This window comes from Sediminispirochaeta smaragdinae DSM 11293 (genome assembly GCF_000143985.1).
GTDB classification, from domain to species: domain Bacteria; phylum Spirochaetota; class Spirochaetia; order DSM-16054; family Sediminispirochaetaceae; genus Sediminispirochaeta; species Sediminispirochaeta smaragdinae.
The window spans coordinates 1,732,840-1,744,239 of sequence record NC_014364.1 but is presented as its reverse complement, the minus strand read 5'-3'; the positions used below and the strand labels follow the sequence as shown (position 1 = coordinate 1,744,239).

Annotated in this window: 11 protein-coding genes; 1 reads left to right on the top strand and 10 read right to left on the bottom strand. The window is 50.6% G+C overall.

The genetic code is table 11. The features are described from left to right. Positions 1-62: 62 nt before the first annotated feature. Complete coding sequence (locus tag SPIRS_RS08220) at positions 63-572, top strand: FMN-binding protein (protein ID WP_013254217.1); 510 nt, start codon at positions 63-65, stop codon at positions 570-572. 59 nt (positions 573-631) lie between these two features. Here the strand turns inward: SPIRS_RS08220 and SPIRS_RS08215 are convergent, their stop codons facing one another. From SPIRS_RS08215 to SPIRS_RS08170, 10 genes are all read right to left on the bottom strand, one after another. Continuing rightward, a complete protein-coding gene (locus tag SPIRS_RS08215; protein WP_013254216.1) occupies positions 632-1,474 on the bottom strand; it encodes a carbohydrate ABC transporter permease in 843 nt (280 codons plus the stop codon). Between the two features lies 1 nt (position 1,475). Next, a complete protein-coding gene (locus tag SPIRS_RS08210) occupies positions 1,476-2,369 on the bottom strand; it encodes a carbohydrate ABC transporter permease (protein ID WP_013254215.1) in 894 nt (297 codons plus the stop codon). An 84-nt stretch (positions 2,370-2,453) separates the two neighbouring features. Further along, a complete protein-coding gene (locus tag SPIRS_RS08205) occupies positions 2,454-3,800 on the bottom strand; it encodes an ABC transporter substrate-binding protein (RefSeq protein ID WP_013254214.1) in 1,347 nt (448 codons plus the stop codon). A 2-nt stretch (positions 3,801-3,802) separates the two neighbouring features. Further along, positions 3,803-4,852, bottom strand: coding sequence for a zinc-dependent alcohol dehydrogenase (locus tag SPIRS_RS08200; RefSeq protein WP_013254213.1), 1,050 nt, complete (start codon positions 4,850-4,852; stop codon positions 3,803-3,805). Positions 4,853-4,863: 11 nt separating this feature from the next. Continuing rightward, a complete protein-coding gene (locus SPIRS_RS08195; RefSeq protein WP_013254212.1) occupies positions 4,864-5,634 on the bottom strand; it encodes a class I fructose-bisphosphate aldolase in 771 nt (256 codons plus the stop codon). Beyond that, positions 5,631-7,046, bottom strand: a complete 1,416-nt coding sequence (locus tag SPIRS_RS08190) for a xylulokinase (protein ID WP_013254211.1) — start codon at positions 7,044-7,046, stop codon at positions 5,631-5,633. The genes SPIRS_RS08195 and SPIRS_RS08190 overlap by 4 nt, the downstream gene beginning before the upstream one ends. A 3-nt stretch (positions 7,047-7,049) precedes the next feature. Next, positions 7,050-7,793 (bottom strand): GntR family transcriptional regulator, encoded by a 744-nt coding sequence (locus SPIRS_RS08185; RefSeq protein WP_013254210.1) that lies wholly within the window; start codon positions 7,791-7,793, stop codon positions 7,050-7,052. A 124-nt stretch (positions 7,794-7,917) separates the two neighbouring features. Continuing rightward, positions 7,918-8,709 (bottom strand): DUF2087 domain-containing protein, encoded by a 792-nt coding sequence (locus tag SPIRS_RS08180; RefSeq protein ID WP_013254209.1) that lies wholly within the window; start codon positions 8,707-8,709, stop codon positions 7,918-7,920. Positions 8,710-8,749: 40 nt separating this feature from the next. Beyond that, positions 8,750-10,486 carry a DUF342 domain-containing protein gene (locus tag SPIRS_RS08175; protein ID WP_013254208.1) on the bottom strand — a complete coding sequence of 579 codons (1,737 nt, stop codon included), beginning with the start codon at positions 10,484-10,486 and terminating at the stop codon, positions 8,750-8,752. Then, positions 10,473-11,399 carry a response regulator gene (locus SPIRS_RS08170; RefSeq protein ID WP_013254207.1) on the bottom strand — a complete coding sequence of 309 codons (927 nt, stop codon included), beginning with the start codon at positions 11,397-11,399 and terminating at the stop codon, positions 10,473-10,475. Before SPIRS_RS08170 ends, SPIRS_RS08175 begins: the two co-directional genes overlap by 14 nt. Position 11,400: the final 1 nt, after the last annotated feature.

Genomic DNA, 11,400 nt, shown 5'->3' with positions numbered 1-11,400 from the left:
CTAATTTGGTCAGAATGCATAAAATTTTGTCACTATGTATTCTCTATAATAAGGAGTGTGTTATGAAGCGAAAGATTCTTCTCATTTCATCCATTATGTTATTGGCCCTTTCCGTCGGCCTATTTGCCCAACAGTCGACCAGGTCGGATGCCGATTTCGTAAAACAGGCTATGACCAGCTTTCAGCTTGATGCCGTTCGTCCCGCGTATATTGAAGCAGATAGAATGGAAGCAAACTATCATTTTTATCCTGCCGTAAAAGGTGGTAGGGTTGTCGGTTACCTCTGGTGGGCACGGGATTTTCGTATTGCAAACCACTTTGAGGACATCATTCTCTTAGTGAAAGCGGATGGGCAGAAGGCAAAGCTTGTTGATTTTTGGATTTCCCACAACGATCATCATATGAATATGTCGGAGCCGGCAACCAAAGAGCAGTATGCCGGTATGGCCTACGACTCATCGATCGATACCGTTTCGGGCTCAACCCTTTCTTCCATGCAGGTGACCACAGCCGCGAAAACAACCCTTTTTGTTTTTGAAAAATACGTTATTGAAAAGGATCTGCTAAAGTAAACACGGCAAGGCAATAAAGGCAGCCGGTGCAGTGAAACCTGCACCGGCCTTTTTTTATATTACTTCACTCCACCGAAAGTAAGTCCGCTCACATAGTAACGCTGGAGGAAAAGAGATAGGGCTACCACGGGAACAATTGCAACCACACCCATGGCGGCCATGTAGGTCCATCCCTGTTGCATCACCCCATAGGTACTGAGCATTCCAAGGGGAAGCGTTGCAGTATCCGGGCTTGTCAGGGTAAGGGCAAAGAGGAAATCGTTCCAGGAAAAGATAAAGGCAAAAAGGGCCGAGGTAACCAGTCCCGGTTTGCTGAGAGGCACGGCGACAAGGAGAAAGGCCTGGATGGGCGTACACCCGTCGATACGTGCTGCCTCCTCGAGCTCCTCCGGAATCGATTCAAAGATGCCGCTCATGAGCCAAAAGGTGAAGGCCGCATTATAGACCGTATCGATAAGGATAACGGCAAGCCTCGTCCCCAAAATCCCTATCGACTGCATGATAACCCGAAACGGCAGGACTATGACAATGGTGGGCAGTGCCCTGGTAAGCAAAATCACCATAAGCAGCAGCTTTTTTCCCGTAAAGTCGACCCGTGAAAAGGCATAACCTGCGGGAACCCCAATGAAAAGGGAAAGAACCATGGTGCCCAACGAGATGATGAGACTGTTCAGCGTCCAGGTAAGTACAGGCATCTGGGTAAAGATGTAGGAAAAGTTTTTCCATGTAGGCTTCGAAAAGAGCTGAGGCGGAAGCTTAAACATGGCAATACGTTGCGCAAGGCTGGTTGTAAGAATCCAGACCACCGGCAGCATAAAAAAGAGTACCAAACAAATGATGACCAGGGTTCGCAGGGTCCAGAGCGTATATGTGCTTCCTTTCGTATATCCGGCTACCGCCATGTCAAGCCTCCTTTCCCTTGTACAAGGACTGAACGAAGAACACTCCGGCGATGACGCCGAAAACCAAAAGGACATTGGAAAGGGCTGCAGCATAACCAATCTTCAGATGCTGCATGCCGACCTCGTAGATTCGCAGATTTGCGACGGTCGTTGTCGTTCCCGGGCCGCCACCGGTTATCGACCAGACAATGTCGAAAATCTTTAGGGCATCAAGGGTACGTATCAAAAGAGCAACCACTACCGTGGGGCGCAATAGGGGAAGGGTTATCCGAAAAAATATTTGCAAGCGGGAAGCTCCGTCCAGCATGGCGGCCTCATAGGGGTCTTTCGGAAGGCTCTTAAGGCCGGCAAGGATAACAATAACCATTAAGGGGGTCCATTCCCATATATCAACCAAGATTACCGAAAAAAGGGCGGATGATCGCTCTACGGTCAAACCGCGCCCGATATCCAAACCAATTTTTCGAAGATAGTAGGTATACATGCCTAAATCGGGGTGATACAAGGCCTTCCACACCAAACCGGCAACAAGGGGAGTAAAAACGGTGGGAATAAGAATGATGGTTCTGATACCTTGCATCAACGGGTGCTCATTGTTCAAAAGAAGTGCTATAAGCATTCCCAGAACCAATTCGGAAACTACCGCCGCAACAACAAACACCATGGTGGTTATAAGCGAGCCCATGTATTGGGAATCATTCAGCATGGCACGGTAGTTACCAAAACCAACGAACTGCGCCTGGCTACCCAACCGATAATCAAAAAAACTGATATAGATATCGTAGATTACCGGGTAAAGGAAGAAAAAGAGAAGATAGACGGTGATTGGAACCAGAAACCACATGAGCGACCGGTTCTTCTTCGTCTTAATAAATCCTGTTGTATCTGTTTCCATTCTCGTCTCCTGCTGTTATCAAGCCGGAGGAGCGGATAAACACCACTCCCCCGGGAAACATATCAGTTCTTCATGGAGAGCAGGCTATTCCAACGCCTTGATCTCTTTTGCAGCCTCGGAGAGAGCCTGCTCAGGAGTCAACTCGTGGGTAATGGCCTGGTTGATCCGCAGGGCAAGAATCGACTGAATCTCATTCGAGTTGGGATCTCTGGGTCGATAATCTCCGTTTCCATTTTCAAAAACGGTATAGATTTTGTCGAGCCAGGGCATCTGTTTCTTCAGATCGGGATCGGTAAGAGTGGACCGGCGAATAGGCGCCCCATCGTTTAATAGCCACTCTTTCTGGGCCTTTTTGCCGGTAATAAACTTAATGAAGTCCCAAGAAGCCGCTTTCTTGGCATCGGAGATATCGGCATTTATACCGACCCCCCAGCCGCCGAAACCGTATTCAACATCTCCGCCTTCAACACGAGGTGCCGGGGTCATGTCGGTTTTTCCAACTACAAGACTAATTTCAGGATCCTCATATCCGGCACGGGCAATGCTCCAGGAAGACTGCATAACGGCCTGTCCTGTTCGATATGAGGTTTCCCGGTCGTCCCACCAGTATCCGATGGCTCCCGGCGGTGCCCATTTGTCAAAAATATCGACAAAGAATTTCAAAGAAGCAAGGGAGGCAGGACTGTCGACTACGACATTTCCATCCCCATCGAAAATCGAAGCCCCGAAGCTGCGCATATACTCCATCCAATCCTGTGCCACGGCAGAACCCCTGGCACCGTTTGCAACCAAGCCGTAGAGATTTTCATCGGGTCGGGTAAAAAACTCGGCAGCATCGCCAAGCTGCTTGATTGTCGTTGGAGGGGCCAGCTCATAGCCATATTTTGCCTTGAAGGCGGCCTTCTCTTCCGGATCATTGAAAAGATCTTTGCGGTAGATCAAGCTATTGGCATAGCCTGCCATGGGAAAGGCGACCTGCTGTCCATCCCAAGAACCAAGGGTCCAGGTAACCGGCATAATGTCGTCGTAATCGATTTCCGCCTTGTCACGATCGATCATCGGCGTCAAATCCTCTGTCCAGCCGTTTTTGGCGAACTCCCCGGACCACATGATATCAACAGTCAGAAGATCATACTGCTTCGTATCGGTGGTAAAATCCTGGGTAATCCGCTGATACAATTCGGTATATCCCAAGATATCCACTTCAATCTTGGCACCGGTGTTTTTTTCAAACTCCTGGGCTAATACCTTCATGTAATCGGCAAACTGTTCAGCCGCTACAGCAAAGTGCAACTCAACCCCTGCATAGGGAAGCTCACCTTCCTCTCCAGCCGCTGTGGGCGCCGTTGCTTCCTGCCGTCCTCCGGCAAAAAGCATGGTCGAAAACAGCAGCATTCCGGCCGCTATTCCCATAAGTCGTTTCATATTCATCGCTACCTCCTTATATGACTATCGATCCGAATGCCTACCCTGTAGGTATCCGGCCGAAGCGATGCCGTAAAAGCCTCCTGCGCCTTTTCCATCGGGAAAATTTCCGAGATAAAAGGCATAGGATCGATCAACTTTGCGGAAAGTAATCGTGTCGCCCGAAAAAAATCCACCGTCGAAGGGCTGTAGGAGCCGGTTATCACGTACTCCTTGTAATGAACAGCATTCGGATCGGTTGGAATAGGCTCATTGGGATGAAATGAACCGTACAGTACCAAGGTTCCCATTTTCCGCAGCATCGATACCGCGGAAGCAGCCACAGAACTTTTCGTCACTGTACTAAATACGGCTTCGACCCCTTCGCCATCGGTAAGCCGCAGGACCTGTTCAACAGGATCGGAAGCCGAAGGATCCACACCGAGATGAGCACCGAGACTGAGAGCAAGCTCTCTTCGCGTTTTATCGGGCTCGACCACAATAACGCGGGCGCCACGCAAGCGGGCGAGCAGTGCGTGAAGTTGCCCCATAATTCCCGCACCGATAACGGCAACGGTGTCTCCCAAATGAAGCTCCACCCGTCCCATACTGTGGACACAGCAGGCAAGGGGTTCGGCAAAAGCAGCACAAACGGGATCAAGATCAGCAGAAACGGGAAAAACCTTGGAAATATCGAGGGTGATGTATTCAGCCAGTCCCCCGCTTCCCGCCATTCCGCCGTAACTCCGCTTCTTTGCTGTTCCTGTGCATTGGTTCGTATGTCCCTGATAGCAGTATGAGCAGTGCCCACAATGATCGAGAGTCTTAAATACGACCTTATCGCCGACCTTGAACGAGGTGACGGTTCCTTCGGGAATCTCTTCGATTGTTCCTGATGCCTCGTGGCCGGGGACGAAGGGCAGCGTCGTGCTCGAATCTCCGCCGAACATGCGTTGCTCCCAGGTACACAAAAGGCAGGTGTCGATCTTTATTAAAACCTCGCCGGCCATTGCCTCCGGACGAGGTACCTCACGAATCTCGGCACGTTCTTTACCCGTTATTGCTACAACCTTCATCATCCCAATGCCTCCTATAGATTAGAACCGACTTCTCCGGCGCTCTTTCCATCGTGAACCAATTCAACCAAGGCCTGGGTAACGGCACCGGGATCCGGATGTTTCCAGACGTTTCTGCCGATTGCAACACCGGAAGCACCGGCTTCCATGGCCTGTTCGATTATCAAAAAGAGCCCTGCAAGATTCGAGGATTTTTCTCCTCCGAGAATAACAACGGGTCGGAAACAGCCATCAACCACACTCTTAAACTCTTTGGGTGTACCGGTATAGACGGTTTTGATGATATCGGCCCCGCATTCCGCCCCTATTCTTGCCGCCAGGCGGACATTTTCCACGCTATTGGGAGGTTCAGGGGCGAATCCGCCGGGGAGCATCTCAGCCATCAGTGGCATTCCCCACGTTCGGGCCTCCACTGCATAACGAGACACCTGTGTCAAGGTGGCCACTTCGTTTTCAGCGCCGGGAAAGCCCATACATGCACAACCGTCGCTTCCAATTCTTACCGCATCCTCAGGAGAGAAAACCTGGTTACCGGCAGAATTTTTCGATAAAGCACTGTTCCCGCCGTCAAGCCGAAGAATCAGACCGGCTCCCGAAATTTCTTCTTCATACCGTGTTGCTATCCCATAACTGGTCAGGATGGCGTCCGCCCCTCCCGCAACAATCTTCTGCAAGACATCTCCCGTCTTGTTCAAATCAGGCAATACCGGCAAACCTGTTCCGTGGTCCATTGCCACAATAACCGTCCGGCCGTCGCCGCGAAAAATTTTGTTCATGCGTCTCATCTTCTTCTCCTTTCCTCTGCCAGCAATTTCATTTCATCCTTCACGATTTCATACAACCGGCGATAAGAACCGGCAAGTCTCCCATACTGTTCTTTCACGGCCGGATCCGGTTCAATGGTACGTTCGATCTTTGCAAATCGCTTCGTAAGCTCACGAAGCGATCCATGTCCGGAACCGAAGGCCGCCAGAATAGCGGCGCCCAGGGGCGATGCGTCCTTTTCTCTCATGACCGCAAAGGACGCCCCGGTAATCCCTGCCTTCATACCGAGCCAGGGGAGATTCTCTGCTCCCCCTCCGACGGCTCTGACAATACTTCCTTCAATCTTAGGGGTAATGAGGGAGAGGCACTGCCCCACCGCACAGGCGGTTCCCTGAAGTACAGCATGCATCACAGCCCCTGCATCATGACTGCTGCGAAGACCGATAAAAAGGGCAGAAGCATCTTCATCCCAGATTGGGCTCCGCTCTCCTATGAGATAAGGGAGGAAAAGAAGCGGAATCGGCCCGGAGGCACGGTACTCCCGTTTCCAGCGATCGACAGACAAACCGAGCAGCTGCTCCGCCCAGCGAATGCTACCGCCGGTAAAGGAAATGGTTTCGATACGATAGCTTTTGCCGGGAATCACATGTTCCAAGGGCTCCTCATCCTTGGGACGGCAGATACTCAGGCAGGTGGAGGTTCCTGAGCCGTCAACCAACATCCCCTCTTCCACTGCTCCCGCGCCCAAGGCCTCGCACCAAGCGTCTATCCCTCCGCCGAAAACCGCTATTCCGTCCTCGAGCCCGCAGGCTCTGCTGAAGGTGGTTCTGGTACGCCCCACCTCTTCCCAGGACTCAAGAACCTCCGGAAAAAAGCGTTCGTCGATGCCACACAAGGGCTGACGCCAGGTAGAGGCATCGGCATCGTAAAAGGCGAGCGTTGTTGCCGTCGAACGGTCGGTAAAGATTCTGCCGCACAAAAGATAAAGGGCAAAATCCTTCGGATAAAGGGCCCTCTCGCCATGCCACGCAGAACCGAGGCGGCGCCAGGCGGATAAAAGCTTAGCCTCCCAACATTCGCCGGTTTTGGTAAAGCCGGGGATGGCAGCCGCAATCTCCTCCGCTTCGGCCGAAGCGGAGGCATCCTGCCAGGTCAAAAACGTCGGTTCGGCCTCTCCACGCTTATTGAGAACCACCAGAGAGGGACCATGGCCCGAAGCCGAAAGGGCTTTGATCGCCTCTCCCGAAGAACGGGCAAAGCTCGCCGCCTCTCCGAGTAGCCGTCTTAGGGCGTCTATCAGCGTCCCGCTTTCCTGACGGCCTACACTTCCGGGTAATCCCTCGTAGCCTGCCGAAAAAGTTTTCACACTTCCCGCTTCGGAAAGTAGCGTGCACTTTACGCTGCCGGTACCGATATCAAAACCCAAAAACATGCGCTACCTCTTGAGCCGCACAACATATTTGTAGCGATCGGCGCGATACACTCCCTCGGCATATTCGATCGGAAGGTTACCCTCGGCAAAGGTCGTATGGCGAATAATCAGGGTCGAGTCGCCCTCCTGAAGGTGCAAAAGTGCCGCCTCCTCACCCTGTGCACAACTTGCCTCGATGCTCTTTTCAGCACCGATAATCTTCAACTTGTGGTCCTTTTCGAAAATCTCATAGATGGATCTGGTAAAGTCCTCGTCCTCACCAATACCGAGCTCCGCCCTGATATAGCTTTCAAAAACGGCAACGGGCTCACCATCGATAAGACGAAGTCTTTTGATATAAATCAGTGTATCGGAAACGGGAATCTTCAGATGCCCCCCGATTCTTTGAGAGGCACTAATCCGCTTGGCGCGGAGGACACGGGTCTCAATCCTGTCGGGATCCGTCCCCAAATCCCGCATCTTTTCGGTAAAGCTTTTAAGGCGGGAAAAATCCTCGACGATTCGGGGTAAGGCAACCATGGTACCATGGCCCTGCTTTTTTACCAAAAGATCTTCGAAGACCAGGCCATTAATGGCATTTCTGACCGTAATTCTACTAACACCGAACCGTTCCTGTAGTTCCTTTTCACTTGGAATAAGGTCTCCCGGTTTGTACTCCCCGGCTCCGATCTGTTTGCGAAGGATCTCCTGCAACTGGAAATAGAGGGGGATGGGGCTGGAAGGATCAAGTCCGCTGTTTTGTTTCACAGACACCTCACAAATAATATATCGTTATTTTGTTATAACGATATAACCTTTACAAGCCATAATACAGGCCCCTTCCCATAGTGTCAAGGAACGATTCCAGTAATCCGAATCAATCCGGGAGCGCTCAGCGCCCCCGGTAATATTCACCCCCTCCCTCTTTTCGTTCCAATAGGCCGTAATCGATGAGATAACGCCGTATGGTGACATAATCATCGGTAATGGATCCGAGAATATCATTCACCTCGACTTCAGCATAATGTTTCCCCGCTTCAAATCGGCGAACGATCCGATCGAGAACAAGGAGTTTTTCTTTTTGTTTTTTGGGCCATTTTTTTAGGCACACCACATGTCCGTCGACGGCAAGATCAAGATATTTCCGCATGATTGTTTCTGCTTCCCGACGCGTTACCACGGTACGGTCATCATGAACCGACAAACCTGCGGCAAAGGAGTACAGACCATCCTGGTCACTGCCCTCTCGTTCTCTCATTTCCAAAAGGTTGAGGATAGCCAACTGAATTAAGGCCTCTCGTCTCCTGCGACGGAATTGGAAACGATGATTTCGAACGGTCGATGTCGCCTTTCCGCCGCTCATCGCAGCAATCTCCTGATCGTTTTTCCCTTCATACATGAGAGAAAGCATGTCACACTGTAGTTGAGAAAAACCGTGGAGCTCTTTTCCAGCCTTAAGAAGAGCGGCGAAGACTCCTCCATGACGTTCCTGCAGATGATAGCGCATGGAAGCCTCGGCATCCAACAAAAGATCATCCTGGGGATATACACGGCCCTTTTCACGGACCATACCGCAGAAAAGACAACAATAGCGTTCTCTCCCTGATGCAAACTCGCTTCGGTAACCGCGGGAAAGATCTTCCTGAATGGTTTTTGATAGATAAATATCGTTATTGTTTAACATAAACAAAACAATATTTGATTTTGTTTAATTAATCAAGCATCTATATTCCAACAATGGCCCCATCGCGAAAAGAAAGTGCCACACCACTGGTTGCTGCTTTATAGAGTCGTAAGTCATCCATCATCTGGACCGATACACGCGGAACAAGCTGTCCATGTATCGTGATTTTCAAAAGTTCGGGATTGTGTTGATAGACCGCTTCCTTCCGTCGCTCCAGTTCAAGCAAAAGCTCCTCTCGTTTGGCGCCATGCATCTTTAATTCAACAAGTTTTCCTTTCAATTTTGCACGTTGATCCGGTCGCATGTTTATAATTCGGTCCTTTGCCTTTGTCAGATCTAAATCAAGGCCGATATGACTCATGAGCTTATTGATATGAAGCTCAAGAGCCGCTATTGCCTCCTCGATATTCCGAAGGGACTGTTCCGCATAGCTGTTGTAACCGGCAATGAGAGAGGTATCCTGGACCGAAGAACCGACACTGTGAAGGCGAAGTTCCAACATTGCCGCACAACTACCCCCGCTCACGGCCTGGTGCCGTTCCTTTACTCCCTTACCAAAAACGGAAAGAACTCCTCCTGCAAAGAGATGTGCATTGAGTGCATACTTGTTGATCAGTAGATTACCTTCACAGTAGACACGGGCATCCTGTACAAAACCGAAAGCGGCATCCCCACCTGCCTGGATCCTGGTATCAGAACCAATGACACCACCTTGAACCGAAAGATTACCTTCGCTTCGAAGCTCTACACCGTTTTCCACCAGGCCGGTAATAAAGACCGATCCTTTGGAAAAAACGGAAAAGCCGCTTAGCACCGATCCCTTGATGAGTACATCTTTCTCATAGACGACGTTGCCAGTTTTCAGATCGACATTACCTTCGACGACCATAAGCTCGGTAACAGACACACTGTGATCGGAAAGATGAACGACACCACCGATAGCCGCAAAAAAACGGGTTACGCCATTTTTCGATTCGGCCCGGATATTTTCTTCCCCGGTAAAGGGACGATCCTTTCCGGGATCGACCTCGATACGCTTACCGTCGACGGTAACGCCTGTCCGTCCAGCCGTCGCTTCCTCTTTTTCAACCAGAAGCTGATCCGTAGAGGCGACAATATAGTGATGAAAATCCCGATAATCGACCTGATCGAGCAGAGAATCCACGGGCGTCTCTTCCTTGACAAGAACACGAATCCGGGCATCTCTGCCCGGAAGCGGCTCAAGGCCCCTGATTAATGGAGTTTCCACCTCAGGCCCGTTGGGAAGCAGCGCCGCCTCTTCTGGAGAGAGTATGGTAATATTCGGATCAAGGTTGCTGCGGCGGCGTGCTTCACAGAAGGTCGAAAGATAGAAAGAGAGTCCTTCCTTGCCGTCGCAAAGTGGTACTCTTCGAAAACTGAGAAGATAGGGAGAGAGTCGAAGAATCGGAGAAATAACGGCAAGGCCCTCATTCCAAACAAGATAGCCGGAGAGCTTTGTCTGGTACAAAAACCATTTTCCATCCCGTGAAAACTCGATACTTTGGCGATCAAAGGGAAGTTGCCGAGAAAGGGAAAGCCCCTCTGCAGAAGCAACATCGGCCATAAGGCGGCAGACAGGATCACCTTCGGTAAGGAAAACGGTTTTGGGAAGCTGATCGAACGCATCTCCTCCGCCCTCTGGTGCCATTGCAGTATAAAGCCGCATAAGAGATTCTCTAAGTTGAAGAAGATCTTTCAGGCTATGAATATCTTCAAATCCCGTCACTTCCAGCAACGTGTCATCAGGTAGCGGCATCGGCTTCCTCGATCATCATATCGATAGAACTGATAATTTCGGACGAGGATCCGACAAGTTCCTGCTGAGAAAGATAGAGCCGTATCCCCGAGAGTACATTTGCCATCCGGTGAAGCAGGGCCGGAACATCACCTCGGCCTGCCCCGGTAAGAGACAGGATACCGAGAAGTCGGTCGCGTTTAAGAAGGGGGATATAGAGATCGGCGCCGGATACTACGGCCTTCAAGCTTTTTTTCAGCTGATCAAGAATTTTCTCCCCGATTTCTACAGGGGGCACTCCTTTCTGTGAGGTAAAACTGTTTCCACTTACCAAGGAGTAGGCGAAGACAGGAACATTCCCTGCAAGTTTAGAAATAATGAGAGCCCCCTGTTCCAGGATATCCTGCTCCCCAGTGCCCTTGAGAATGGAATTAAGAAGCAGATTACTGGCCTTAATCTCCCAGGTGCGCGCCTGAACGATCTTTTCTAAATTTTCATTCAACTCTTTCAGAGCCTCATTTTTCTCTTTCAGCTCCTGCAACATCTCTTTTTCCCGAATACGCCGCTCGTACATCTCGCATGCATTCATCAAGGTAATCATGAGGTCGGCCTCTCTCCACGGTTTGGTAATATAACTATGGATGTGGCCGCCGTTCACGGCGCTCATAATATCGTCGATATCCGAATAGCCGGAGAGGATAATCTTCACGCTCACGGGATCAATCTCGTTTGCGGCACGGACGAGCTCGACCCCGTTCATCTCCGGCATCCGCATATCCGAAACAACCACGCTCAGGCGCTCTTTTTTTATGATCTCGAGCCCTTCTTTGGCGCTGGATGCAAAAAAACAGGTATAGCCGGTCTTTCTCATCAGCCGGCCGAGCGCTTTCAGAATATTTTCTTCATCATCGACAAAAAGAATCGTGTGATCCATT

What these genes read in the sequence shown, in the direction of transcription:
- SPIRS_RS08220 (WP_013254217.1), top strand. Translation starts at nt 63, where the DNA reads ATGAAGCGAAAGATTCTTCTCATTTCATCCATTATGTTATTGGCCCTT.
- SPIRS_RS08215 (WP_013254216.1), bottom strand. Translation starts at nt 1,474, where the DNA reads ATGGCGGTAGCCGGATATACGAAAGGAAGCACATATACGCTCTGGACC.
- SPIRS_RS08210 (WP_013254215.1), bottom strand. Translation starts at nt 2,369, where the DNA reads ATGGAAACAGATACAACAGGATTTATTAAGACGAAGAAGAACCGGTCG.
- SPIRS_RS08205 (WP_013254214.1), bottom strand. Translation starts at nt 3,800, where the DNA reads ATGAATATGAAACGACTTATGGGAATAGCGGCCGGAATGCTGCTGTTT.
- SPIRS_RS08200 (WP_013254213.1), bottom strand. Translation starts at nt 4,852, where the DNA reads ATGATGAAGGTTGTAGCAATAACGGGTAAAGAACGTGCCGAGATTCGT.
- SPIRS_RS08195 (WP_013254212.1), bottom strand. Translation starts at nt 5,634, where the DNA reads ATGAGACGCATGAACAAAATTTTTCGCGGCGACGGCCGGACGGTTATT.
- SPIRS_RS08190 (WP_013254211.1), bottom strand. Translation starts at nt 7,046, where the DNA reads ATGTTTTTGGGTTTTGATATCGGTACCGGCAGCGTAAAGTGCACGCTA.
- SPIRS_RS08180 (WP_013254209.1), bottom strand. Translation starts at nt 8,709, where the DNA reads ATGTTAAACAATAACGATATTTATCTATCAAAAACCATTCAGGAAGAT.
- SPIRS_RS08175 (WP_013254208.1), bottom strand. Translation starts at nt 10,486, where the DNA reads ATGCCGCTACCTGATGACACGTTGCTGGAAGTGACGGGATTTGAAGAT.
- SPIRS_RS08170 (WP_013254207.1), bottom strand. Translation starts at nt 11,399, where the DNA reads ATGGATCACACGATTCTTTTTGTCGATGATGAAGAAAATATTCTGAAA.